Here is a 23,217-nt window from a genome sequence, read left to right on the forward strand (position 1 = left end):
ACAACCACTCACGAGTGCTTTGTCGGGAATGTGAAGGTGTAGGCGTACTTGCTGGTGGTCGAGGCGGGGCCTTCCTCGGGGAGGGTGACCACGAGTTTGCCTGTTGACCGCGACCAGGGCAGTGACGGTCCGTGGTGGCCGAGCAGACGGATGGGTGCGTGCGCGGCGATCGGGACGGGTGCGTTCACCTCGAGGGTTCGCCCCGGCCAGCCGAGGCTGATGATGTGGAAGGCCCCGGGTGTGGTGGTGAACCGCAGCTTGCCTTCGGCCTGGGTGCTCCAGTAGCGGGAACGGTAGATCGCCGGGCCGTTGATTCGCAGCCAGTCGCCGATGCTCTCCAGGCGTTCGACCATGACTCGGGGAATGGTGCCGTCCGCGCGCGGGCCGATGTCCAGCAGCAGGTTGCCGTTCTTGCTGACGCTGTCCACGAGGGTGTGCACCAGGTTCTCCGCAGTGGCGTACTCGCTGATCGGGGTGGCCGCGTTGTAGCCGAAGGAGTGTGGGTCGATGCCCCGGGTGCCCTCCCATTTCTTCGCGTGGAACGGCGGGTTCGGTTCGTACTCCGGGGTGGTGAAGTCGGCGACCTCGACCCCCATCCGGTCGTTGACCACGACTTCTTTGCCGCGCTGTGCCGCGCGGTTGTAGTAGTGGGCCAGCAGCGGGAGGCTGTTGTTCGGCCCGCCGATATCGCCCCACAGGATGTCGGTGTCGTAGCGCTCGATCAGTTCGACCATCTGCCGGACCTGGAGTTCCTCGACGTAATCGCGGATCGGGGTCGCTCCGGTGTAGGGCAGCGGTTCGCCGGTGTAGTACTGCTTCGGGGCGCCACCGGGGAAGTTGTCCTGGTACCCCGGATAGGCCGGGTTGTACCACTCGGGAAGCGAGTAGTAGGTGCCGCGCTTGAGGCCGGGTGCGCTGGTCCGCGCCGCCTGGAACAGTTCGCCGAGCAGGTCGCGCCGTGGACCGAGCCTGGTCGAGCTGCGCCCGCTCGCCGCGGTGTCGAACAGGGCGAACCCGTCGTGGTGCTTGGTGACGAACACGAAGTAGCCGGCCCCGGCACGTTCGAACAACCGCACCCAGGAGTGCGGGGCGAACCGTTCGGCGGTGAACCCGGCGATGAAGTCGTCGTAGGCCGCTCGCGGTCCGTAGGTGTCCAACTCGTGTCGAAACGTCGGATCACTGCGGTCGTTCATCTGCGACCAGTACCATTCGGCGTACTCTTTGCCGACCGGTGCCCATGCGGGGACCGAATAGAGCCCCCAGTGCACGAAGATGCCGAACTTGCGGTCGTCGAACCAGTCGGGCAGCGGGTGGCCGCGCAGCGAGTCGACGGTGGGTGTGTACGGCCCGGTCGAGGTAGGTACCCAGCTCTTTTGCCCGGCGAAGGCCGGTGTGGCCGGGGAGCCGAACAGGGCACCGGCGGCGAGTCCGCCCGCCGCGAGGCCACCTGCGGCGAGCAACCGCCTCCTGTCGAACGGAGCGGGACGCGAATGCGGTTCGTGCGCGGTCATGGACTCCTCCAGGTGTGTCCCCCGTGGATCCTGTCATTCGTCCGATGTATCTCCGGCAAAATACTGTGGCAGGGCGCTATGTTCGGCGTCAAGCGTCCTATTCATCGGGTCAATGTGGGTATCGAACCCTCCAAAATCAGTGAGCGGCCAGGAATTGCCGCGCTATCACCAGGATGGCCGTTGCGTACCCAGACATCGGAGGTTTACGGTGCGGGCGTCGTGCTGACGCGGCGAGAGGACAAGGATGTCGAACGTCTCCACGGAGCAGTCCGCGGTCCGGGAACCGATTCCGAGGTTCGTCTACCTCGTCGCGGTTCTCGGTGGCATGTCCGGGATCCTGTACGGCTACGACTCGGGCTCCATGTCCGGTGCGCTTCCGCTGGTCACCAAGGACTTCGGGCTCAGTTCGACCGGTCAGGGCCTGGTCACCAGCATGCTGTTGTTCGGTGCGCTGCCCGCGATCGTCGGTGCCACGCTGGCAGCACGCCGCTTCGACCGGAGGCATCTGCTCATGGTGGCCGGAGCGGTGTTCACTCTCGGTTCGATCGGCTGTGCGCTCGCCCCGAACGCGGGCACCCTGATGGTGTTCCGCTTCGTGCTCGGTACCGCGTGCGGGATCGCGAACCAGTTCGGCCTGATCTACCTCAGCGAGCTCGCCCCGAAACGCATTCGCGGACTGCTCACCGCGCTCTATCAGCTCGCGGTGAATATCGGGATCCTCGGCGCGTACGTGGTCGGCAGCGTGTTCGCCTCCTCGGGGGCGTGGGAGTGGATCCTCGGACTCGGCGCGCTCCCCGCGCTGGTGTTCGGTATCGGCATCACGATCTCCCCGGCGAGCCCGCGCTGGCTGCTGATGCGCGAGCGGGAAGCGCAGGCGCGCGCGGTGCTCGGCAGGCTGCGCGCCAGCGGGGTCGAGGAGGAACTGCGCGAGATCCAGGGCAGCCTGCGCAGGCAAAACGCCGGATTCCGGGACCTGCTGGGCACTTACCGGCCCGCCGTGGTGATGGCGCTGATTCTCACCTTCTTCCAGGTGTTCACCGGGATCAACTCGGTCGTCTACTACGCGCCGATCATCTTCGAGGACGCGACCGGCAGCGGTACTTCGGCGGGCACCATCGCCAACTACGGCGTGGGGACCGCGCTCGTGCTCTCCACGGCCGTCGCGCTCCCGCTGATCGAACGACTCGGCCGGGTTCCGCTGCTGACGGCGAGCCTGGCCGGGCAAGTGCCGCCGATGATCGTGCTCGCCATTTTCCCGCACGTGACCTGGCTGGCGATCGTGTGCGTGTTCGTCTACACCTGCGCGTTCGGCTTCGGTCTCGGCCCGGTGTTCTGGCTGTTCTGCCCGGAGATCCTGCCGCTGCGTGCACGGGCTCTCGGCATGGGCGTCATCACCTTCACCCAGTACCTGTTCAACTCCCTTTCCGCGCTGGTCTTCCCGAGCGTGCTCGCCTGGTCCGGCAGTGCGGTCTTCGGGTTTTTCGCGGTCCTCTCGGCAATCGCGGCCTGGTACATCCGTGCCCGGGTTCCGGAGACCAAGGGCCGCTCACTCGAGGAGATCGAGGGCTACTGGCGAGACCGGGCCGCGGCCACGGCAAGCTGACCCGATAATGAGTGTGCACAGAACATCGCCCATATTCCAACGATCGTGAGAATCAACGATCGTTGGAATGATGCAGGGTGGAGAGTAAGGGGAGCGCGGTTGCCGGTCACCGACGAGGCCATCGAAAAGATCAAGGGCATGATCGTCTCCGGCGAGCTGCGGCCCGGTGACCGGTTGCCGAAGGAGCCCGAGCTCGCCCGCCAGCTCGGCCTTTCCCGCAGTTCGCTGCGGGAGGCGGTGCGGGCGCTCTCGCTGATCCACGTGCTCGATGTGCGTCAGGGCGATGCGACCTATGTGACCAGTCTGGAGCCTTCGCTGCTGCTCGGGGCGATGAGCTTCGTGGTGGACTTCCACCAGGACGACACGGTGCTGGATCTGTTGCAGGTGCGCGGAATCCTGGAACCGGCGGCCACCGCGCTCGCGGCGCAGCACATGGACGCCGAGCAGCTGCAGCGATTGCGCACGGTGCTGGACGCGGTGGACGAGTCGCCGACCGTGGAGGAACTGGTACAGAACGATCTGGAGTTCCACCGGTTGATCGCGGACGGTTCGGGGAACACGGTGCTGTCCTCGATGCTCGACGGGATCTCGGGCCCGACCGCGCGGGCGCGGGTGTGGCGGGGGATCACCGAGGAGGACGCGGTGCGCCGCACCCACGAACAGCACGAGATGATCTACGCGGCGATCGCGGCGCGCCAGCCGGATCTGGCCCGCTCCTGGGCGACGGTGCACGTTGCCGGGGTGGAGCAGTGGCTGCGCAGCACCCTGGCCTGAGGATCAGCGCGATCGCAGGTAAAGGCCGAGGCTGGAGATCCGCGGCCGGGCCCGCGCCGAACCGATTTCCAGGCGCAGCGCCCGGATGCCTTCCTCGTGCACCGGGAGGATGCGCGCGTAGCCGATCGTGGTCCCCTCGGCGAGACGTGACCAGTGCACCCCGTCCGTACTCGCGTGCACGGCGAAGGATTCCACCCGCTGGCCGTGCGTGATGTCCTCGCCGATCCGGATGCGATCGAAGCGCAGCGGCCTGTCGAAACCGAGCTCCAGCAGGTTGTCCGGCCCGGGGCGCCATGCGGTGTGCAGCCGCCCGGATGTGAGTGCCCGGACGGTTTCCCGTGGTGCGGCCGCGGTCTCGGCAAGCAGATCGTGTCCGTAGCAGGTGCGCAGTGCGGTACCGAATTCGGCGAGTGCGCGCACGTCGTTCTCCTCGATCCTGCCGTGCACGTCCGGTCCGGCGTTGAGCAGGAGCACCGCATTGCGGCCGACCGTGGTCTCGTAGCGATCCAGGAGTTCGGGCACGGTTTTCGGCTGTTCTCCGGCATGCCAGAACCAGTGATGCCCGCGAAGGCAGACGTCGGCCTCGGCGGGGAACCATTCCAGGTACCGGGTGCGCGGGTCTTCGAGCACGGCGCGGGAGGCGATGTCCGGGGCGGGCTTCGCCGGATCGTAGGCGGTGGCATCGTGCTCGGGAAAGTCGTTGCCCACCAAGGGATCCTTGGCGGTGCGTGGATCGAGCTCGGTGGGGATGACGCTCCATTCGGTTTCGCGCGCGATGCCGTCCTCATTGCCGACCCAGCGGATCCCGGCCGGTCCGCCGAACACGAGGGTGCTCGGGGAGAGTTCGGCGATGAGCCGGAACCACTCCGCGAAGTCGTACTCCTGCTCGATTCCGTAGTCCCGCCAGGGATTCGCGCCGTCCAGCCAGAGTTCGTCGATGGGGCCGTACTCGGTGAGCAGTTCGTAGAGCTGGTTGAGGTAGTAGGCGTTGTAGTTGTCTGCGGTGACCGTGCGCCAGGGCGCGCGATCCTCGCCGGGAACCGGGGTGGGGATCGGGCGCGGGACGCGCGGGCTGCGGTCGCCGTACCGGCCCATTCCCGCGGGACGACGCGCCCGGTCGGCATAGGTGGCCTGTTCCTCGATGCTGAGCGGTTGTCCCGAATCGTGTTTGGCGACGATCGTGCGCACGAACCCGGCATGCCAGTCGTGGGGCAGTTCGGCGCCGTCCGCGGGGGAGAGGTAGACGCCGACCCGCAGTCCGTTGCGCCGTGCGGAGTCCACATATGACCGCAGGAGGTCACCCTGTGGATTCGGTTGCCCGGCCCGCCGAGCCTGCCAGTACGCCGACTGATCGTGCCCGCGGCGTGCCGCAGCCCGGTCCCGGGCCGGATCGGCCCGCGGTGTCCACCATGGACTGGCGATGATCGAATGGTTGGTGTAGCGGCTCGGATAGAGCACGAAGCCGTCGTGGTGTTTCACGGTCAGCATGACCTGTTTCGCACCTGCCGAAGCATAGGCGCGCATCCACTGCTCGATCTCGACACGGTCCGGGGCGAACCAGGCCTCGTCCTCGGTGCCCGAACCCCACTCCCGGTCGGTGAAGGTGTTCATGCCGAAATGGGTGAACGCGGTGATTTCCCTGCGCTGCCAGGCGAGTTGTTCCGGGCGGGGTGCCACGTGTGCGGCCTTGGCCAGCCTGCGGGCCGCCGGATCGCCTGGCGCGACCTGCCGGACCGGTCCATTGTGGACTGGTGCCGCCGCCGCGGGAGCCCCGGTCAGCAGTGCCGCGATACCGGCCGTACCACCGGCGAGCATCGTTCGCCGGGACAACTCCGAACCTGCCATGGCTTCCGCTCCCTACTTGCGCAACCGCAAACCCTGCATTCCTCCGTCGACGGCGAGTTCGGCCCCGGTCGTCGCGGCATTGCGCGGGCTGGCGAGGTAGGCGATCGCCGAGGCCACCTCGCGCGCGCTGACCAGCCTGCCCATGGGCTGCCGCGCCTCGAGTGCGGCGCGTTCGGCAGTGGGATCCGGTGCCGCGTCGAGCAACCGGCCGATCCACGGGGTGTCCGCGGTTCCCGGATTCACGCAGTTGACCCGGATTCCCTCACCGACGAGGTCCGCGGCCATGGCACGGCTCATCGCGAGCACCGCACCCTTACTCGCGGAGTACAGCACGCGGTCCGGAAGCCCGGCGGTGGCCGCGATCGAACCGGTGTTCACCACCGCGGCGTTCGCGGACTCGCGCAGATAGGGCAGTGCGGCGCGCAGCACCCGGACCATACCGAGCACGTTCACGTCGAGCACCTGCCGCCACTGCTCGTCATCGTTGTCCGCGATCCCGCCCTGTGCACCGATTCCGGCGTTGTTGACCAGGATGTCGATGCCGCCGAGATCACGCGCGGCCGCATCCACCGCGGCGCGGACGGCTGCGTCATCGGTGACATCGGCGCGGTATCCGGTCTCGGTCTCCCGGTCGAGCACCGCGACCGCGGCGCCCGATTCGGCGAGCAGTTCCGCCGTGGCCGCACCGATTCCGGATGCTCCGCCGGTGATCAGGGCACGCAACCCGGTGAATTCCATTACCGTACCTCCGTCCACTTCGGTCCATCGGGAAACCGGTACGCGGCAACGGATTCCGGATGCATGGCCGCGCCGAAACCGGGCTCGGCCGGGACGAGGTAGCGCCCGGATTCGATACGTACCGGTGTGATGAAGTGTTCGTGCAGGTGATCCATGTACTCGATGGCGCGCTGCTCGGTGGTTCCGGAGACGGCGAGGTAGTCGAACATGGAGAGGTGCTGCACCTGTTCGCACAGCCCGACCCCACCCGCGTGCGGGCAGACGGGAACACCGAATTTGGCCGCCAGCAACAGGATCGCCAGGTTCTCGTTGATCCCGCCGACCCGGCAGGCGTCCAACTGCACCACATCGAGCGCCTCGGACTGCAGGAACTGCTTGAACATCACCCGGTTCTGCACGTGTTCCCCGGTGGCCACGCGCATCGGGTGCACGCCCTTGCGGATCGCCGCGTGCCCGAGCACATCGTCCGGGGCGGTGGGTTCCTCGATCCAGTATGGCTCGAATTCGGCGAGCGCGCGCAGCCAGCCGATCGCGTCCGGCACCCCCCACACCTGGTTGGCGTCGATCGCGATGCGCACCTTGTCCCCGACGGTTTCCCGTGCCAGGCGCAGCCTTCGCCGGTCCGCGTCGAGGTCGGCGCCGACCTTCAGCTTGATCAGGTCGAAGCCCTCGGCGACCGCCTCGGTGCAGCGGCGCACCAGTTGCGCATCGTCGTAACCGAGCCAGCCGGGAGTGGTGGTGTAGGCGGGGTAGCCGTCCGCGCGCAGTCGCTCGGTGCGCTCGGAGCGTCCGATCGCGGCCGCACGCAGCAGATCCAGGGCCTCATCCGGGGTCAGCGCGTCGGTCAGGTAGCGGAAATCGACCGTGTCCACCAGTTGCTCGGGGGAGAGTTCGGCGAGGAACTGCCAGCCAGGTTTCCCCGCTCGGCGAGCGGCGAGGTCCCAGGCCGCGTTGATCACCGCCCCTGCGGCCATGTGCATCGCACCCTTTTCCGGACCGAGCCAGCGCAACGGGCTGTCCCAGACCAGCCTGCGGGCGAAACCACCGAGGTCCGCGGTGATCTCCTCCACGGAACGGCCGAGCACCAGCGGTTCGAGGGCGCGCAGCGCGGCGAGCTCCACCTCGTTGCCCCTGCCGATGGTGAACACGAGGCCGTGGCCGCGTTCCCCGGCGGATGTGCGCAGGACACAGTAGGCGGCCGAGTAGTCCGGCGCCGGGTTCATCGCGTCCGAGCCGTCGAGTTGCCGCGAGGTCGGGAACCGGACATCCTCGGTCTCCAGGGCCTCGATCACGTCCGCCATGCCCACGCTCCTTCACCAAACATCTGATGTATTTCTAGCTGCACCGAGGCGTTCCTGTCCAGTTTCCCGACAGAGCTGAGCCCGTTGACTTGATACATCTGATCTCTGTACCGTCCTGGGGTTATGAGGTTCCTGCGCATCGGTGCGGTCGGCGCCGAACGGCCCGCGGTACTCGACGAGGCGGGGCGCTGCTGGGATGTGTCCGGGGTACTCGGGGACATCGACGGCGCGGCGCTCGCCGATGGCGGGCTGGACCGGGCGGCCCGTGCGCTGGCCGAGGGGAAGCTGCCGGAGCTCGATCCGGCCGGGCAGCGCATCGGGGCGCCGATCGCGCGGCCGGGCAAGGTCGCCTGCATCGGGCTGAACTATTCCGATCATGCGGCGGAAACCGGGGCGAACCCGCCCGCCGAACCGGTGCTGTTCTTGAAAACCAGCGATACCGTGATCGGCCCGAACGATGAGGTACTCGTGCCGAGAGGCAGTGAGCGCACCGATTACGAGGTGGAGCTCGCGGTCGTGATCGGTGCGACGGCGCGCTATCTGCGCGATGAGTCCGAGGCGGCGGCGGTGATCGCCGGGTACGCGATCGCCAATGATGTGAGTGAGCGCAGTTTCCAGCTGGACCGCGGTGGCCAGTGGGACAAGGGCAAGTGCTGCGAGACGTTCAATCCGCTCGGTCCGTGGCTGGTGACTCCGGACGAAGTGGGCGATCCGCAGCGGCTCGGCATGCGGCTGTGGGTCAACGGGGAACAGCGCCAGGACGGGACCACCGCGAACATGATCTTCGGGGTGCACCACATCATCTGGTATCTGAGCCAGTTCCTGGTGCTGCGGCCCGGCGATGTGGTCAACACCGGAACCCCGGCCGGAGTTGCGCTCGGCCGCGGTGGCCCCTTCCTGCGCGCCGGGGACGTGGTCGAGCTGGAGATCGACCGGCTCGGCCGGGCCAGGCAGGTGTTCGGCGCGGCATGAGCGGGCGGCACCGGGTCGAGCGCGAGCTCGGCCGCAGCGGGGTTTCGGTGACCCAGCTCGGTTTCGGTACCGCGCCCATCGCCGGGCTGTACGCCGAGGTCGAACCCGAACTGGCCGCGGCGACCCTGGAGGCGGCCTGGAAAGCGGGGATCCGGCATTTCGACACCGCACCGCACTATGGGCTCGGGCTTGCCGAACGCAGGCTCGGTGCCTTCCTGGGTGAGCAGCAGACCGGCGCGGTGGTGTCCACGAAGGTCGGACGATTGCTGCGGCCCGGCCGGGCGCGGCAGGGGGACGCCGAGTTCTGGGGCACCCCGGATCTGGTGCGGGTGCGCGATTACCGCACGGAGGGGGTGTACGCCTCGGTCGCGGAAAGCCTGGAGCGCACCGGGCTCGAGCGGTTCGACATCCTGTTGATCCACGATCCCGATGAGCACTGGGAACAGGCGATCGACGAGGCCTACCCGGCGCTCGAGCGATTGCGCGCCGAAGGTGCCGTGCGGGCGATCGGGGTGGGGATGATGCAGGCCGAGATGCCCGCGCGGTTCGTGCGCGAGACCGATATCGACTGCGTGATGCTCGCCGGCCGGTACAGCCTGCTCGACCGTACCGGCGCGGACGAACTGCTCCCGCTGTGCGCGCAGCGGCAGGTCGGGGTGCTGGTGGCCGGAGTGTTCAACGGCGGCATCCTCGCCGATCCGGCCGAGGGGGCCCGGTTCGACTACCGGCCCGCCGATCCGGCCACGCTCGAGCGGGCGCGCGAACTCGCCGCGGTGTGTGCCCGGCACGGGGTTCCGCTCGCGGCCGCGGCCATTCAGTTCCCACTGCGCCATCCGGCCGTCACCTCGGTGGTCGTCGGAGTGCGCACTCCGGAGGAACTACGTCTGGATGTCGAACTTCTGAATGTTGACATTCCGCAGGTCGTCTGGGCGGAGCTCGCATGATCGACGCGCACCATCACGTCTGGGACCTGGGCGTACGACCACAGGAGTGGATCGACCCGGGCACGATGGGCCCGATCCTGCGGGATTTCCCGGTCACCGAACTCCTGCCGCAGGCCGCCGCCGCTGGTGTGGACCGGACCATCCTGGTGCAGACGGTGACCGTGCCCGAGGAGACCCCGGAACTGCTCGCCATCGCCGAACGGACCGAACTGGTCGCCGGGGTCGTCGGCTGGGTCGACCTGACCGCCCCGGATATGGCCGAGCGGCTGGCCGCGGTGCACGGACCGCTGCTCAAGGGGATCCGGCACCAGGTGCAGGGCGAGCCCGATCCGGACTGGCTCGGCCGCGCGGATGTGCGGAACGGACTGCGCGCGGTCGCCGCGGCCGGACTGGTCTACGAACTGCTCGTGCTGCCGCACCAAGTGCCCGCCGCGATCGAGGTGACGCGTGCGCTGCCCGAGCTGACCTTCGTGCTCGATCACCTCGGCAAACCACCGATCGCCTCGGGCGGCTTCGAGCCCTGGGCGGCCCGGATCCGGGTGCTCGCGCAGGCCCCCAATGTGTACGCGAAGCTCTCCGGCCTGGTCACCGAGGCGGGCACAGCGGACCGGGCCACGATCCAGCCCTATGCCTCCCATGCGATCGAGGTGTTCGGGCCGGACCGGTTGCTGTTCGGCTCGGACTGGCCGGTGTGCCTGCTCGCCGCCGACTACCCGCGGGTCGTCGAACTCACCGGGCAGCTGCTTGCCGGGCTCGGACCTGCCGAACGCGAACGTGTCTGGACCGGAACCGCCGCGCACGTCTACCGGATCGGAGCCTGATCATGCTGCGCTACCCGCTGTTGCATCCGCCGCTGCTGCGCGCCCTGGCCACCGCGGGGCATGGCTCCAAGGTGCTCATCGCCGATGCCAACTACGCGCACGACGCGAACGCCCACCCGCGTGCCGAGCGCATCCACCTCAACCTGCGCCCCGGACTGGTCGCCGCCGACGACATCCTGGAAACCCTGCTCACCGCAGTCCCCGTGGAGTCGGTTCAGGTGATGAGCCCGGATGACGGCACAACCCCGGCCGTGTTCGCTCGTTACCGGGACCTGCTCGGCCCCGAACTCCCGCTGCGGCCACTGGAACGGTTCGCCTTCTACGAACGCTGCCGCGAGCCCGACCTCACCGTGTGCATCGCCTCCGGTGACGACCGCCTCTACGCCAACATCCTGCTCACCCTGGGCTACCTCGCACCGCGCTGACCAGGGTAAACAGCCCCTTGTGCGTGGTTGTGTTGGTTCTAACCAACACAACCACGCACGAGCCCATCTGTCACCCGTTCGGTGGCGGCTGCGCCAGGGTCGTTAACCTGGTCGGCAGGATCGTGATACCGAATCGCGATCAAAACGCGGGGAGCGAGCTCATTCCGGGAACGACGTTTGCCATCCTGACGACTCTGTTCGTGGTCGCCGCGGTGCCGTTCGCCCCGACCGAGGCGGTACTGATCTCGGCGAGTGCGCTGGCCGCGGGTGGCACGCTCTCGTTCCCCTTGGTGCTCGTGGTCGGCGCGCTCGGCTGCGCGACCTCGGACCTGGTGAATTACGGAATCGGGCGGTTCATCGGTCCGCTCGCGGTCACCAGGGCGCGGCGCCGCAAGGCCTCGGCCGCGGTGCTCGACTGGGTATCCGAGCGCATCCACACCAGGCCGGTGCTGATCCTGGTCGCGGCGCGGTTCCTGCCGATGGGCGGGATCCTGGCCGCGGCACTGTGCGGAACGACCCGGTTCCCGATGCGCAAGTTCCTGCCGATCTCGTTGCTCGGCGCCGGGATGTGGACGGTGTACGCCGCGTTGCTCGGCTACCTCGGCACCTCGATCACCGGCCGCCCGCTGCTGGGCATCGGTGTCGGCCTCGGCCTGGCGATGCTGCTCGCCGCGGTCTCGGGCCTGATCGGCAAGCGCCTGCCGCGGCGCAATCTCGCCCGCACGCTGGAGACCTCGGCTTCCTGACCTCCCCCGGCTAACCGTGCTCGGTGCCGAAGTGGGCGCGCGTCTGGTGCCGGTTGTGCCCGATGTGCGCGCGTAGCCGGTCGGCCTTGCCGGAGACGAGGTCACCGAGCGTCCGCTTGATCCGGGACTGTTCGGCTCGCGCTGCGCTGCTGAGCTGGCCTGCGTATCCGGCCAGTTTCCCCTGGGCAGTCCAGGTCTCTGCCTTCCCAAGTTCGGCGGTGACGGCTTCGACCGTGCCTGCCTCGAGCCGCTGGCCGGTGAGCCTGCCGAGCTGCTCGGCAGTGAAGGTCACCACGGTGCGATAGCCATTCTCGTACTCGATGGTGAAGGCGGATCCACTCGCGGGTGGCTGGGTGGTGCTGCTCGCGGCCGTGCTGGAGGGCGCCGCCTGGTGGTCGCCCGCATGCCCGGATGGCGCACCGCCGCATCCCGCAACGGCGAGTGCGCCGATGATCAGCAGCGCGGGCAGTGCCGTCCGGTTCATCTAGTTCGCCGGCTGGTCCTGCTCGGCGCGGCGCTTCTCCGCGTACGCCTTGACGAGGCTGTTCATCTTGCGCTTGAGCAGCAGACCGATGGCGATCCCGGCGAGCACGGCGACCCCGAGTCCGATGTAGGAGAAGCGCTTGAGGAACACCTCGGCTGCCTGGCCGAGGTAGTAGATGGCCGCGGTGGTGCCCGCCGCCCAGGTGATCCCGCCGAGCACGTTCGCGAACAGGAACCGCGGGTAGGGCATGCGCAGCGCACCGGCGAGCGGCCCGGCGAAGATCCGCAGGATCGCGATCCACCGGCCGAAGTACACCGCGAGCGCGCCCCATTTGCTGAAGATGTGCTCGGCATAGGCGACGTGGTCCTCACCGAAGTGCCGGGGGAATTTCTTGCCCAGCCAGTCGAACAGCTTGTGCCCGAATTTGCGGCCCAGCGCGTAGCCGATCGAGTCACCGACGACAGCGCCGATCACCCCGGAGAGCGCGATCCATTCCCAGGCGACGTTGAGCTCGGCCCGCGCGGACAGCAGTGCCGCGCTGACCAGGACGATCTCGCCGGGAATGGGGATGCCGAGGCTTTCGATCCCGACCACGACACCGACGAGCAGGTACACGGCGAGGTGCGGGATGTGGATAAGCCACGCGTCGATGTTCATGTGCCCCCTTCGGGTTGTGGACAACCGTGCGTCAGTCTGCCCGATACCGGCGAAAAGCTGATCGGGGACATCCCGGATTTCACCGCCGGACCACGGCGTAGATGAAGCCGTCGTAGTTCTTTCCGCTCACCGTCTGCAGCGCGGTGGCCTCGATCCGCGGGTGGGCGGCGAGCAGTTCGTAGCTGCCGCGGACACCCTGGATGTCCGGATCCTCGGTCTCCTCGTCGAGCACCGCGCCCGCACGGACAACGTTGTCCACGATGATCACGGTTCCCACCCGGGACAGGCGCAGTGCCCAGCCGAGGTATTCGGGGTTGTTCTTCCGGTCCGCGTCGATGAACACGAGGTCGAACGGGCCGACCGATTCGGCCTCCAGTTTGGGCAGCGCGTCCAGTGCGGGCCCGACCTCGAGCCGCACCCGGTCGGCGACCCCCGCGGCCTGCAGGTTCGACCAGGCGAGCTCGGCGTGCCTCGGGTCCGCCTCCAAGGTCACCACGCGCCCCTGTTCGCCGATTCCCTCGGCGAACCAGATCGTCGAGTACCCGGCAAGCGTGCCGATCTCCAGCACCGAGCGGGCCCCGATGGAACCCGCGATCAGGGAGAGGAACTTGCCCATTCCGGCGGTGACGGCGATCGGCGGTAGTCCCGCGTCCTCCGCGGCAGCCCTGGCCGGCGCCGCCGGGTCGGAATCGATCAGCGCGCCGTCGATGAACTGGTCCACCTGGCTCCACAGTTCTCGCATGGATCCATTGGACCACGGTCGGTCTACCGTGCATCGACCGTCGCCTCGAAGCGGATTCCCGCGGGCACCACGGACGGGGCGCCGATACGGGCCTCGGGTGGCAGGAACGGCAGCCGCACGGTCAGCGGGCCGATATCGCTGAGCGTCTGGTCCTCGGGGTGAGCACGGACCTGAACGGCCGCGCCGTCCCGCGCCACCATGGCCCGATAGTGCCGGTTCCCGAGGGCGAAGGCCGGGGAGTTGGTGCTCGCCGTCGGTTGCGCGCCCGCCGCGAAGTTCCGCACGGTGATGACATAGCTCAGCTTGCGCGCGTGCTGCCCGCGAAGGTCCACAGTGGACGCGATGGCGTGGATGTCCGCGGTGTTGTCCACGGTCTCGCCGAGGAAATCGATCTGCTCGGACTCGTGCGCGACTTCCTGGAGAATCCTGGGGAACCCGTGCAGTTCCACATCGGTCAGCCGGGCGCCGCGCAGTGCCTGTTCGCCGAAGCGCTGCGCGGCGGCACGCAGCGCGCCGACGCCGAAGATCTCCGCCACGGCAAGGCCCGCGCCGAGCAGGATGACGAGGCCGAGGCCGAGATAGACGCCTTTCATCGGTGGTCCCTTCCGGTAATCGGTGCGCGGACCACTTTCCTGGGTGCGCTAGTCAGCCCGCATCGATCTGCGGTCGCACCTCGGGTGCCCCTCTGGGCTGATCCCGACCCCGAGACATCTGCAGGATTCCCCCGACCCCGGCGAGCAGCAGCCCGCCCGCCCCGGACGCGACGAAGCCCCACACCGGACCGGCCGCGTCGAGCACGGCACCGATCAGCGGCTGGCCGATGGCGAGCCCGAGGGTGTTCGCCGAGGCCGCGAGGCCCATCGCCTCACCGCGCGCCTGCACCGGAGCCAGCGCCATGACCCGTTCGTTGTAGGTGGCGATCGTCGGGGCACAGGCGAGATTGCTGGGGAACCAGACGATGGCGAGCACCCACCAGTCGTGCCCGGCGAGCCCGACCGGAACGGTGAGCCCGGCGAGCACGAGCAGCAGGATCACCGGGGAGATTCCGCTCGGCCGCGCCCCGTAGATGATCCCGCCGGTCGCGGATGCCACGCACATCAGCGCGACGACCAGACCCGTCCAGCCGACCTCGCCGCCCTCGCGCAGCATCGCGACCGCGGCGAGCTCCGCCCCGGTGAGGGTGAACATCGCGCCGATCCCGATGGCGAACATCCCGATGATCGGCCCGCGCAGCCAGGTGCGCCGCGGTGGGCGGGCCTCCTCGACCTGTTCGTCCCCGCGCCGGATGCTCGGGTTGAGCACGCCGAGCGCGATCGCGGCGAGCACCATCGCGGCCCCGACCGCGATCATCGCGATGTTCGTGGAAAGCGTGGTACACAACCAGACCCCGAGCGCGGGCCCGATCATGTAGGTCAGCTCGACCGAGATGGAGTCGAGCGAAAGGGCCGAGCGGCGCTGCGCGATCGGCACCAGTGCGGCGACCGCCTGCCTGCCGACCGACATCACCGGCAGGGCGAGCACCCCGCTGACGAACGCGGCGGGCAACAGCGCGCCGTAGGGCAGCATCCAGGCGAAGCCCCAGAACGCCGCCTCGGCTGCCGCGGTCACCACGAGCAGCTTGTACAGGCCCGCCGAATCGAGCACCCTGCCGAGCAACGGCGAGCCGACCGCGACCCCGATCGTCACCGAGGCGGCGGCGAACCCCGCAGCGGCGTAGCCGTGTTTGAGGCCGAGCACCACGTGCAGGGTCATCACCATGCCCGTCGCCACGAGCGGGATGCGGGCGAACATCAGCGTGGCGAACAACGTCACCGCTCCCTTGGCGGCGAACACTTCCCGATACGACCTCAGCGACACACCCTCCATTCTGGTACGCAGGTGCAAGCGGGTTCCGGCCGCACCTCCGGGCGAGTTAACTTGACTAATTCCAGAAAACGTGATGTGGTTGGGGCATCATGGTTCCCTCGATCCACTACGCAGACAACGCGGATGTCGAACGACTCCGCGCGGCCGGTCTGCGGGTCACCGCGCCCCGGCTCGCGGTGCTGCGCTGGCTCGCCGATCACCCGCACACCACGGCGGATCAGGTCGCCGGCGGGGTGCGCGATGAACTCGGCACGGTGTCCACGCAGGCGATCTACGACGTGCTGCACGCGTGCAATCGCGCGCGGCTGGTGCGCCGGATCGAACCGGCCGGGCATCCCGCGAGGTACGAGACGCGAACCGGGGACAATCACCATCACCTGGTGTGCCGGGGCTGCGGCCGTACCGAGGATGTGGACTGCACGGTCGGTCCGGCGCCCTGTCTCGAACCGGCCGACACCGCGGGCTTCAGCCTCGACGAGGCCGAGGTGATCTTCTGGGGCTACTGCCCGGACTGCCGCCGTGTACGGGAAATCGACGGAACACCCACCACGATGATGAAGGAGGCATCGGCGTGACTGCCGCCAAGCCAACCACCACGAACGCCGGTATTCCGGTAGGCAGCGATGACCATTCGCTCACCGCGGGCACGAACGGCCCGATCCTGCTGCAGGACCACTACCTGATCGAGAAGCTGGCCCAGTTCAACCGGGAGCGCGTGCCGGAGCGGGTCGTGCACGCCAAGGGCGGTGGCGCGTTCGGTTTCCTCGAGGTCACCGAGGACGTCAGCCAGTTCACCAAGGCCGCGCTTTTCCAGAAGGGTGCCAAGACCGACTCCCTGGTGCGGTTCTCCACCGTCGCGGGCGAGAACGGTTCCCCGGACACCTGGCGGGACCCGCGCGGTTTCGCGATGAAGTTCTACACCGAAGAGGGCAACTACGACCTCGTCGGGAACAACACCCCGGTGTTCTTCATCCGGGACACCATCAAGTTCCCCGACTTCATCCACTCGCAGAAGCGCCGCGCGGACACCCACCTGCGGGACAACAACATGCAGTGGGACTTCTGGTCGCTCACCCCGGAGTCGGCGCACCAGGTGACCTGGCTGATGGGGGATCGCGGGCTGCCGGATTCCTGGCGGAACATGAACGGCTACGGCTCGCACACCTACCTGTGGGAGAACGCCGGCGGCGAGAAGTTCTGGGTCAAGTACCACTTCAAGACCGACCAGGGCATCGGCTACCTCACCCAGTCCCAGGCCGATGAGCTCGCCGGAACCGATGCGGACTACCACATCCGGGACCTCTATGACGCGATCAAGCGCGGGGACCACCCGAGCTGGACCGTGTACGTGCAGGTCATGCCGTACGAGGACGCGGCGGACTACCGGTTCAACCCGTTCGACCTGACCAAGGTGTGGCCGCACGGCGACTACCCGCTGATCAAGGTCGGCCGCTGGGTGCTCAACCGCAACCCGGAGAACTACCACACCGACATCGAGCTCGCCTCGTTCGAGCCGTCCAACCTGGTGCCCGGAATCGGGACCTCCCCGGACAAGATGCTGCAGGGCCGGCTGTTCGGTTACGCGGACGCGCACCGCTACCGCATCGGCACGAACTACATGGACCTTCCGGTCAACCGTCCGCAGTCCCCGGTGCACTCGTACGCCAAGGACGGCGCGATGCGGTTCCAGAACACCGGCGACCCGGTGTACTCGCCGAACTCCTTCGGCGGGGCGCGCGCGGCCGTGAACGACGATGTGGCGACCTACGGCATCGAGCAGGAGATCGTCCGCTCCGCCTACCGCCTGCACTCCGAGGACGACGACTTCGGTCAGCCGAACACCCTGGTGAACAAGGTGATGAACGAGGAAGAGCGCGAGCGCCTCATCGGCAATGTGACCGGGCACCTCTCCGGCGGCGTGGAAGGCGAGGTCCTCGACCGTGCGCTGCAGTACTGGCGCAATGTCGACAAGACGATCGGCGACCGGATCGCGAGCAGCTTCGGCAAGTGATCCTTCCGCGTTCGCGGTAGCCACAACGGCCCGGTGACCTCCATGGTCGCCGGGCCGTTCGGTTGTCCGGGCGCGGTTGCCCGGCAGGGTGCGTGATTTTAGCGGTTACCAATCCGTATTGTTATTCCTACTGGAAAGGAAAGTGCGATCGAGGTACGCACGATCGGGGCTCCCGTCGAATAATTCGTTCGGGGAAATTGATTCCCTGCCGCGGTGACGGTTTCCACCCGTGTGGGTTCAGCACGCGCACAATCGCGATTACGCGTCACACGCCAGGGGAGTACCCGAACCGATAGTGAGTGAATATCGCGGTAGCGCACCGTATTCGAAAAAGGCGTGACGCATTTTCCCGGGGGTGGTGCGCGGGTCGAGTGCGGCCGCAAGATATGTGCCGTCCACGACGTTTTTCCGAACCCCGGGAGGGCATCGGTGTCCACGAAACCTTTGATGAAGGCGCTGGTCGCGACCACGACCGCCGCTGTCATCGCCGTATCGGGCGTCAGCGTAGCGAGCGCGGCGCCACAGGCCGGAAGCGGGGTGGCCACGAGTTCGACCCACGTTCTCGACAAGGGCACGGCGAAAAAGCTGTGGCACGAACTGACTTCGGCGGCCGAGCAGCGGGACGCCCCTACGGTGAAACAGACCGCGAGCCACATCCTCGACGGTCTCCCGCAGACCCGTTCGCCTGCCCAGGCGAAGGAGTTCACCAAGGCGCGCTCCCTGACCGCGAAGTTGCCCGATCGTACGCTGAAAGCAGGTGGTAGCAATCCATTGTGCGGGCTGATCGCCTCGGTTGCCGGTGTGGTCGGCAACCTGTTGAACAGCCTGCTCGGTGCCGGGCTTCCGTTGCCCGATGTGGGCAAACTGTGCGCCTCGGTACCCGGCGCACCGGATCTGCCGAAGCCGGTCCCGGCAGGCTGAGAACCGAAACTCACTCCCATACCGCGAGGGGCGCCCGTCGATTCGGGCGCCCCTCCTTCGGGTGGTTTCGGCTTGCTGGATCAATTTCGTGCGATAGGTTCCGGCGCAGTCGTCATCAATAGGGAGTATCGATATGTGGAAACGGACCATCGCGACCGCGGCCCTTACCGCCCTGACCTTCGGCACCTTCGGTGCGGTGGGTGCGGCGACGGCGAGCGCGCAGGAGCAGCCGGTGAACCCGGTCGCCGTGGTGCAGCCCGCCGCCGATCAGGCGCACAGCCTGCAGGACAAGGCCCGCGCGCTGCTCGGCAAGCTCGAAGCGGTCAAGCTTCCGGCGAACTCCCCGAAGCAGGCGCAGGTCGACGCGGCGCGCTCGATGCTGAACTCGGTGCTCGCACAGCCGAAGGTCACCGCGGGCAACCCGCTCTGCGATGTGGTGAACACCGTGCTGAACACCGCCTACGAGCTGATGCTCAAGATCGGCATCCCGAACGGCCCGGACATCGGCCTGCCCGACTTCCCGAACCCCTGCCGCGGCATGTGAGCAGGCAGCGGTTCAGCGCAGGGCCGCGAGCAACTTCTCGGCGTGATCGAGGGTTTGTTCCGGTTCCCCGGTCACACTCTGCAGGTTGACCAGCACATGCTCGATTCCGGTTCCGTCGAGTAGCCCGCCGGTGAGCGCGATGACCGTATCGAGGTCCGCGCTTGCCGGCGGGTTGATCCGCAGCACCGTCTCGATGCGCGCGGGATCCCGGCCCGCCGCGCGCGCCTGCTCGTCGATCCGCTCCCGCCGCTCGCGCAGTAGCCGGATGGTGTCCGGCTCGGCATCGGTCACCATGGGCAGCCAGCCGTCCGCGCGTTTCCCGATCCGGTCGAGCGCCGCATCGCCGAACGCCGAGAGGTAGACCGGCGGATGCGGTCGCTGCGCGGGCCGCAGTTCCTCCCGGGTCGCCGGGACGGTCCACAACTGCCCCGTGTACTCCGCGGTGCTCTCCGTCCACAGGGTTTCCAGCGCGTCCAGGCTCTCGTCGAGCCGTTTGCCGCGCCGTTCGAACGGCACTCCCATGGCCGCGTACTCCTCTGGGGACCAGCCGATGCCGAAACCCGCGAGCAACCGTCCCGCGCTGATCAGGTCGATCGTGGTCAGGATGCGGGCCAGGAACGCGGGCGGGTACAGCGGGGAGACCAGCACATTGCTGCCGAGCCGGACCCGGTCCGTGTGTGCCGCGGCCACGCTGAGCAGCGCGAACGGATCGAGCCGCTGCCGGTACTGCTTCGGGATCCCGGAGGTTCCCGGATAGGGCACGGACGGCTGCGCCGGGGCGATCAGCCGCTCGGCGACCCACAGGCTGTGCACCCCCAGCTGTTCCGCTCGGTCGGCGAACCAGCCGACCCGGTCCGCGTACTGTGCGTGTGCGCCGAACTGCGGCAGTGAGATCCCAAGCTCCATGTGATCACGAACACGGCGCACCCGCTCCGGCATTCCCGGACCGCTACGCGTTGACCCCGCCGTCCACGGTGATCGCGGTACCGGTGATGACCTTGCCGCCATCGCCTGCGAGGTGGGCGACCGTGGCGGCGATGTCCTCGGCGGCGCCGTAGTGCCCGATCGGGATGCTCGCCAGTTTGCTCTGGTCGGCCCCGCTGGCCGGGTTCATCTCGGTGTCGGTGTTCCCGGGGTGCACCAGGTTGGCGGTGATGCCGCGCGGGGCGAGGTCACGCGCGATGGCCTTGGTGAACCCGCTCAGCGCGGATTTGCTCGTCGCATAGCTGGTCAGTCCCTCGGTGCCGACGTATTCGGCGAGGCAGCTGCCGATGCTGATGATGCGCCCGCCGTCGCCGAGGTGGTCCACCGCCGCGCGCACGGCCACGAACACCGAACGCAGGTGCACGTCGATGGCCTCGTCGAACTGGTCAAGCCCGATCTCGTCGATGCGCCCGGTCGGGAAGATTCCCGCGCTGTTGACCAGGATGTCGAGCCTGCCGAACTCGTCAACGGTACGGGTGACGGCATCGCGCACCGCGGCCATGTCCCGCGCGGGTGCGGGGATCGCGCGGCTTTTCCGGCCCAGCGCACCGATCTTGCCCGCCACTTCCTGGGCCCGCTCGGCCGAGCTGTTGTAGGTGAGCGCGACATCCGCCCCCTCCTCGGCGAGCCGGGTCGCGATGGCCGCGCCGATTCCCCTGCTGCCGCCGGTGACGAGCGCAACCTTACCTGCAATACCCATCTGAACTCCTCGTAATTCTGCAACGGTCACTGCACAATGGATAGCATCGACTAGGCTAGGAGGTCAACAACGGAGAGGAGCGCCATGCCAGCACCCGGCCGGCCACGCGGATTCGACCGCGACGCGGCACTGCGTTCGGCGCTGCGCCTGTTCTGGGAGCGTGGCTACGAGGCCGTCTCGATCAGCGAACTCACCGAGGCGATGGGGATCGGCGCGCGCAGCCTGTACACGGCCTTCGGCTGCAAGGAGGAGCTGTTCCGGGAAGCGGTGGAGCTCTACGGATGCACCCCGGGGCTGGGCACCGCGACCGAGCGGGCACTCGAGACGGCACCGAGCGCGCGCGCCGCGATCGAGGCGATGTTGCGCGACAACGCGGAGATCTACGCCGATCCGGAAAGTCCGCGCGGCTGCATGGTGGTGCTCTCGGCCACGAATGTCAGCGCGGACAACGAATCGGTGCGGCTGTTCCTCGAGCAGCGGCGGCGCGCGGTCGGCGAATCGGTGCGCGCCCGGCTCGCCGCGGCCGAAGGGGAGATCCCCGCCTGTGCTGATCTCGACGCGCTCGCCGACTACGCGATGACCGTGCTCTTCGGCTTGTCCGTGCAGGCCAAGGACGGTGCCTCGGTGGCAGGGCTGCACAAGGTGATCGATGCGGCGATGCTCGGCTGGGACGGCATGATCAGAGCTTGCGCATGATCCGGTCGAGGGTGGCGAGGTCATCCGGGTCGAGCGCGCTCAGCTCCGGGGGAGGCGCGAACAGGATCGCCTCGGCCTTCTCCACGACCCGTTTTCCGGCCTCGGTGATGGTGACGAGCTTGCGCCTGCGGTCCTCGGGATGCGCCTCGCGGGTCACGAGTCCGCGTTCCTCGAGGGCGTTCACGATCAGTGTGGTGTAGGGGCGGTCGTTGACGAGCATCCGGGAGAGTTCGCCGAGGGTGACCGGTTCACGGGCGATCCAGCGCAGCGCCTTGACCCGGACGAACGGCAGATCGGTGGCCTCGCTGACCTCGCGCCTGCGCTCATGGCGGTCCATCGTGAAGCCGCGCATGAGCAGCCATACCTCGGTGGGTGTCGTCATGCGGACCGGACCTCGCTTGGCTCCTGGGGAACGACGGCTGCGGCGCTCGCGACGGCCCTGCGGCCGGTGGTCAGGAGCGCGAGCACCACGATAGCCACGCCGATCGCGGCCATGATCCACCACGTCAGCCTGCTCGCGTCGACGAAACCGCTGCCGAACGGGCCGGTGATGTTCGAGGTCACCACCGAGCCGAGGACCGCGACCCCGAGCGAGGCGCCGACCTGCCTGCTCGTGGAGGCGACCGCGGCCGCGGTACCCGCCTGCGCGCGCGGCATTCCGGAGACGGCCGCGTTCGTGATCGGGGCGTTGACCATGCCGAACCCGATACCGAACAGCAGGTAGGCCACGCCGAGGTAGAGCAGCGAGGTCTGGGTGCCGATCCCGGTGAGCATGATCCCGCCGCCGAGGATGCTCGCGCCCGCGATGAGCAGCGGGATCCGCGGCCCGACGCTGCCGACGATCCGGCCGGAGAGCGGCGCGAAGATCGCGTTCGCCGCGGCCATCGGAATGGTGAGCAGCCCCGCGTGCAGCGCCGAGAATCCGCGCACCGACTGCAGATACATCATGTTGAGGAACAGGAATCCGGACAGCGCGGCGAACGCGCAGATGGCGATCAGCGTGGCCCCGGAGAACGGGATGCTGCGGAAGAACCGCGGATTGAGCAGTGGTTCGGCGATCCGGCGCTCGTAGCCGATCAGGAACACGAGCGCGGCGAGGGCCACCGCGAAACAGCCGAGGATCAACGGGCTCGTCCAGCCGGTGTGCGGGCCCTCGATGATGCCGAAGGTCAGGCCGAGCAGCACGAGCATCACCGAGACCTGGCCGACCGGGTCGAGCCTGCGGGCGTGCTGGGCGCGCGATTCGGGCACGAACAGGGCCACGAGCAGCACCGCGAGCGCGGCGATCGGGACGTTGATCCAGAACACCGAACGCCAGCTCACCGCGTCCACGAGCACCCCGCCGAGCACCGGTCCGAGCGCCATGCTCAGCCCGATCACCCCGCCCCAGACGCCGATCGCGTTCGCCCGCTCGCGCGGGTCGGTGAAGGTGTTCGTGATGATCGACATGGCCACCGGGTTCAGCATCGAGCCGCCGATCGCCTGCAGCGCGCGGAACGCGATGAGCAGGCCGGTGTTCGGGGCAATGCCGCAGAGCAGCGAGCCGATGCCGAACAGCACGAGGCCGATCTGGAAGGTGCGCTTGCGGCCCACCCGGTCGGCAACCGAACCGGAGAGCATCAGCAGGCTCGCGAGCACGATCGTGTAAGCGTCGATGGTCCACTGCAGGCTGGACAGCGAGGAACCGAGCTCGCGTTTGATGGACGGCAGCGCGAGGTTCACGATCGTGTTGTCCAGCCCGACGATGAACAGGCTCATGCAGCAGATCGCGAGGATGAGTAGCCGCCGACGGCGCGAGAGCTCGCTCAACCCGGCTCCAATCGTTGTAGTTCTACAATCATTAACATGCTACAACTAACTGACCGTGCTGGCACTGTGTCCTGAGTAACCACGTTGACCTGGGGAAACGCGTGCTCGTGAGTGGTTGTGTTG

Annotated in this window: 25 protein-coding genes; 12 read left to right on the forward strand and 13 right to left on the reverse strand. The window is 68.1% G+C overall.

All coding sequences use genetic code 11. The features are described 5' to 3' along the window. Window positions 1–8: 8 nt before the first annotated feature. The gene (locus AD72_RS28450) at window positions 9–1,511 is read right to left on the reverse strand and encodes an alpha-L-fucosidase (RefSeq protein ID WP_051899117.1); all 1,503 of its coding nucleotides are present in this window, start codon (window positions 1,509–1,511) and stop codon (window positions 9–11) included. A gap of 244 nt (window positions 1,512–1,755) precedes the next feature. On the opposite strand from AD72_RS28450, the gene AD72_RS28455 reads away from it, so the two are divergent. Together AD72_RS28455 and AD72_RS28460 are read left to right on the forward strand one after the other, a co-directional pair. Then, a complete protein-coding gene (locus AD72_RS28455; protein WP_031469702.1) occupies window positions 1,756–3,114 on the forward strand; it encodes a sugar porter family MFS transporter in 1,359 nt (452 codons plus the stop codon). 99 nt (window positions 3,115–3,213) lie between these two features. Further along, entirely contained in the window at window positions 3,214–3,888 is a 675-nt protein-coding gene (locus AD72_RS28460) for a FadR/GntR family transcriptional regulator (RefSeq protein ID WP_031469703.1), read from the forward strand. Window positions 3,889–3,891: 3 nt separating this feature from the next. Here AD72_RS28460 and AD72_RS28465 read toward each other — a convergent pair whose 3' ends face one another. The 3 genes from AD72_RS28465 to AD72_RS28475 are packed head-to-tail and all read right to left on the reverse strand — an operon-like array spanning window position 3,892 to window position 7,772. Then, window positions 3,892–5,733: an alpha-L-fucosidase gene (locus AD72_RS28465; protein ID WP_082469206.1), complete on the reverse strand. Its 1,842-nt coding sequence runs from the start codon at window positions 5,731–5,733 to the stop codon at window positions 3,892–3,894. 12 nt (window positions 5,734–5,745) lie between these two features. Beyond that, a complete protein-coding gene (locus AD72_RS28470) occupies window positions 5,746–6,471 on the reverse strand; it encodes an SDR family NAD(P)-dependent oxidoreductase (RefSeq protein WP_031469705.1) in 726 nt (241 codons plus the stop codon). Next, window positions 6,471–7,772 (reverse strand): enolase C-terminal domain-like protein, encoded by a 1,302-nt coding sequence (locus tag AD72_RS28475; RefSeq protein ID WP_031469706.1) that lies wholly within the window; start codon window positions 7,770–7,772, stop codon window positions 6,471–6,473. Before AD72_RS28475 ends, AD72_RS28470 begins: the two co-directional genes overlap by 1 nt. 123 nt (window positions 7,773–7,895) lie before the next feature. On the opposite strand from AD72_RS28475, the gene AD72_RS28480 reads away from it, so the two are divergent. The 5 genes from AD72_RS28480 (at window position 7,896) to AD72_RS28500 (ending at window position 11,680) form a co-directional block, all read left to right on the forward strand. Next, on the forward strand, window positions 7,896–8,744 hold the full coding sequence (locus tag AD72_RS28480) for a fumarylacetoacetate hydrolase family protein (protein WP_031469707.1): 849 nt from the start codon (window positions 7,896–7,898) through the stop codon (window positions 8,742–8,744). Further along, window positions 8,741–9,688, forward strand: coding sequence for an aldo/keto reductase (locus AD72_RS28485; RefSeq protein ID WP_031469708.1), 948 nt, complete (start codon window positions 8,741–8,743; stop codon window positions 9,686–9,688). Before AD72_RS28480 ends, AD72_RS28485 begins: the two co-directional genes overlap by 4 nt. Then, window positions 9,685–10,509 carry an amidohydrolase family protein gene (locus AD72_RS28490; RefSeq protein ID WP_031469709.1) on the forward strand — a complete coding sequence of 275 codons (825 nt, stop codon included), beginning with the start codon at window positions 9,685–9,687 and terminating at the stop codon, window positions 10,507–10,509. The genes AD72_RS28485 and AD72_RS28490 overlap by 4 nt, the downstream gene beginning before the upstream one ends. Window positions 10,510–10,511: 2 nt before the next feature. After that, complete coding sequence (locus AD72_RS28495) at window positions 10,512–10,934, forward strand: RbsD/FucU family protein (protein WP_031469710.1); 423 nt, start codon at window positions 10,512–10,514, stop codon at window positions 10,932–10,934. A 200-nt stretch (window positions 10,935–11,134) separates the two neighbouring features. Further along, window positions 11,135–11,680: a DedA family protein gene (locus tag AD72_RS28500; RefSeq protein ID WP_197285104.1), complete on the forward strand. Its 546-nt coding sequence runs from the start codon at window positions 11,135–11,137 to the stop codon at window positions 11,678–11,680. Window positions 11,681–11,690: 10 nt separating this feature from the next. Here the strand turns inward: AD72_RS28500 and AD72_RS28505 are convergent, their stop codons facing one another. The 5 genes from AD72_RS28505 to AD72_RS28525 form a co-directional block, all read right to left on the reverse strand. After that, the gene (locus AD72_RS28505) at window positions 11,691–12,164 is read right to left on the reverse strand and encodes a hypothetical protein (RefSeq protein WP_031469712.1); all 474 of its coding nucleotides are present in this window, start codon (window positions 12,162–12,164) and stop codon (window positions 11,691–11,693) included. Next, entirely contained in the window at window positions 12,165–12,821 is a 657-nt protein-coding gene (locus AD72_RS28510) for a DedA family protein (protein ID WP_031469713.1), read from the reverse strand. It lies immediately after the preceding gene. A gap of 79 nt (window positions 12,822–12,900) precedes the next feature. Continuing rightward, window positions 12,901–13,563, reverse strand: coding sequence for an O-methyltransferase (locus AD72_RS28515; protein ID WP_031469714.1), 663 nt, complete (start codon window positions 13,561–13,563; stop codon window positions 12,901–12,903). Window positions 13,564–13,586: 23 nt separating this feature from the next. Further along, window positions 13,587–14,156: a hypothetical protein gene (locus AD72_RS28520; RefSeq protein ID WP_031469715.1), complete on the reverse strand. Its 570-nt coding sequence runs from the start codon at window positions 14,154–14,156 to the stop codon at window positions 13,587–13,589. Between the two features lie 52 nt (window positions 14,157–14,208). Continuing rightward, window positions 14,209–15,420 carry an MFS transporter gene (locus AD72_RS28525; protein WP_197285105.1) on the reverse strand — a complete coding sequence of 404 codons (1,212 nt, stop codon included), beginning with the start codon at window positions 15,418–15,420 and terminating at the stop codon, window positions 14,209–14,211. A gap of 98 nt (window positions 15,421–15,518) precedes the next feature. On the opposite strand from AD72_RS28525, the gene AD72_RS28530 reads away from it, so the two are divergent. The 4 genes from AD72_RS28530 (at window position 15,519) to AD72_RS28545 (ending at window position 18,905) form a co-directional block, all read left to right on the forward strand. After that, a complete protein-coding gene (locus AD72_RS28530; RefSeq protein ID WP_037347648.1) occupies window positions 15,519–16,004 on the forward strand; it encodes a Fur family transcriptional regulator in 486 nt (161 codons plus the stop codon). Beyond that, window positions 16,001–17,440 (forward strand): catalase, encoded by a 1,440-nt coding sequence (locus AD72_RS28535; protein ID WP_031469718.1) that lies wholly within the window; start codon window positions 16,001–16,003, stop codon window positions 17,438–17,440. The genes AD72_RS28530 and AD72_RS28535 overlap by 4 nt, the downstream gene beginning before the upstream one ends. Window positions 17,441–17,869: 429 nt before the next feature. Further along, window positions 17,870–18,361 carry a hypothetical protein gene (locus AD72_RS28540; protein ID WP_156365407.1) on the forward strand — a complete coding sequence of 164 codons (492 nt, stop codon included), beginning with the start codon at window positions 17,870–17,872 and terminating at the stop codon, window positions 18,359–18,361. Between the two features lie 133 nt (window positions 18,362–18,494). Next, entirely contained in the window at window positions 18,495–18,905 is a 411-nt protein-coding gene (locus AD72_RS28545; protein WP_031469720.1) for a hypothetical protein, read from the forward strand. A 12-nt stretch (window positions 18,906–18,917) separates the two neighbouring features. Here AD72_RS28545 and AD72_RS28550 read toward each other — a convergent pair whose 3' ends face one another. Next, window positions 18,918–19,811 carry a TIGR03619 family F420-dependent LLM class oxidoreductase gene (locus AD72_RS28550; RefSeq protein WP_031469721.1) on the reverse strand — a complete coding sequence of 298 codons (894 nt, stop codon included), beginning with the start codon at window positions 19,809–19,811 and terminating at the stop codon, window positions 18,918–18,920. Between the two features lie 43 nt (window positions 19,812–19,854). Then, window positions 19,855–20,589: an SDR family NAD(P)-dependent oxidoreductase gene (locus AD72_RS28555; RefSeq protein ID WP_031469722.1), complete on the reverse strand. Its 735-nt coding sequence runs from the start codon at window positions 20,587–20,589 to the stop codon at window positions 19,855–19,857. 84 nt (window positions 20,590–20,673) lie between these two features. On the opposite strand from AD72_RS28555, the gene AD72_RS28560 reads away from it, so the two are divergent. Further along, entirely contained in the window at window positions 20,674–21,285 is a 612-nt protein-coding gene (locus AD72_RS28560; protein ID WP_031469723.1) for a TetR/AcrR family transcriptional regulator, read from the forward strand. On the opposite strand, the gene AD72_RS28565 is transcribed toward AD72_RS28560, so the two are convergent. Both AD72_RS28565 and AD72_RS28570 read right to left on the reverse strand, forming a co-directional pair. Continuing rightward, window positions 21,269–21,667 (reverse strand): MarR family winged helix-turn-helix transcriptional regulator, encoded by a 399-nt coding sequence (locus AD72_RS28565; protein ID WP_031469724.1) that lies wholly within the window; start codon window positions 21,665–21,667, stop codon window positions 21,269–21,271. The genes AD72_RS28560 and AD72_RS28565 overlap by 17 nt on opposite strands. After that, the gene (locus tag AD72_RS28570; RefSeq protein WP_031469725.1) at window positions 21,664–23,094 is read right to left on the reverse strand and encodes an MFS transporter; all 1,431 of its coding nucleotides are present in this window, start codon (window positions 23,092–23,094) and stop codon (window positions 21,664–21,666) included. Before AD72_RS28570 ends, AD72_RS28565 begins: the two co-directional genes overlap by 4 nt. Window positions 23,095–23,217: the final 123 nt, after the last annotated feature.

The organism is Sciscionella sediminilitoris (genome assembly GCF_000737195.2).
GTDB lineage: Bacteria > Actinomycetota > Actinomycetes > Mycobacteriales > Pseudonocardiaceae > Sciscionella > Sciscionella sediminilitoris.

Bases quoted from the DNA above. Each gene is read 5' to 3' on its own strand.
- AD72_RS28450 (WP_051899117.1), bottom strand. From the start codon at position 1,511: ATGACCGCGCACGAACCGCATTCGCGTCCCGCTCCGTTCGACAGGAGG.
- AD72_RS28455 (WP_031469702.1), top strand. From the start codon at position 1,756: ATGTCGAACGTCTCCACGGAGCAGTCCGCGGTCCGGGAACCGATTCCG.
- AD72_RS28465 (WP_082469206.1), bottom strand. From the start codon at position 5,733: ATGGCAGGTTCGGAGTTGTCCCGGCGAACGATGCTCGCCGGTGGTACG.
- AD72_RS28470 (WP_031469705.1), bottom strand. From the start codon at position 6,471: ATGGAATTCACCGGGTTGCGTGCCCTGATCACCGGCGGAGCATCCGGA.
- AD72_RS28475 (WP_031469706.1), bottom strand. From the start codon at position 7,772: ATGGCGGACGTGATCGAGGCCCTGGAGACCGAGGATGTCCGGTTCCCG.
- AD72_RS28480 (WP_031469707.1), top strand. From the start codon at position 7,896: ATGAGGTTCCTGCGCATCGGTGCGGTCGGCGCCGAACGGCCCGCGGTA.
- AD72_RS28485 (WP_031469708.1), top strand. From the start codon at position 8,741: ATGAGCGGGCGGCACCGGGTCGAGCGCGAGCTCGGCCGCAGCGGGGTT.
- AD72_RS28490 (WP_031469709.1), top strand. From the start codon at position 9,685: ATGATCGACGCGCACCATCACGTCTGGGACCTGGGCGTACGACCACAG.
- AD72_RS28495 (WP_031469710.1), top strand. From the start codon at position 10,512: ATGCTGCGCTACCCGCTGTTGCATCCGCCGCTGCTGCGCGCCCTGGCC.
- AD72_RS28505 (WP_031469712.1), bottom strand. From the start codon at position 12,164: ATGAACCGGACGGCACTGCCCGCGCTGCTGATCATCGGCGCACTCGCC.
- AD72_RS28510 (WP_031469713.1), bottom strand. From the start codon at position 12,821: ATGAACATCGACGCGTGGCTTATCCACATCCCGCACCTCGCCGTGTAC.
- AD72_RS28515 (WP_031469714.1), bottom strand. From the start codon at position 13,563: ATGCGAGAACTGTGGAGCCAGGTGGACCAGTTCATCGACGGCGCGCTG.
- AD72_RS28520 (WP_031469715.1), bottom strand. From the start codon at position 14,156: ATGAAAGGCGTCTATCTCGGCCTCGGCCTCGTCATCCTGCTCGGCGCG.
- AD72_RS28530 (WP_037347648.1), top strand. From the start codon at position 15,519: ATGGTTCCCTCGATCCACTACGCAGACAACGCGGATGTCGAACGACTC.
- AD72_RS28545 (WP_031469720.1), top strand. From the start codon at position 18,495: ATGTGGAAACGGACCATCGCGACCGCGGCCCTTACCGCCCTGACCTTC.
- AD72_RS28550 (WP_031469721.1), bottom strand. From the start codon at position 19,811: ATGGAGCTTGGGATCTCACTGCCGCAGTTCGGCGCACACGCACAGTAC.
- AD72_RS28555 (WP_031469722.1), bottom strand. From the start codon at position 20,589: ATGGGTATTGCAGGTAAGGTTGCGCTCGTCACCGGCGGCAGCAGGGGA.
- AD72_RS28560 (WP_031469723.1), top strand. From the start codon at position 20,674: ATGCCAGCACCCGGCCGGCCACGCGGATTCGACCGCGACGCGGCACTG.
- AD72_RS28565 (WP_031469724.1), bottom strand. From the start codon at position 21,667: ATGACGACACCCACCGAGGTATGGCTGCTCATGCGCGGCTTCACGATG.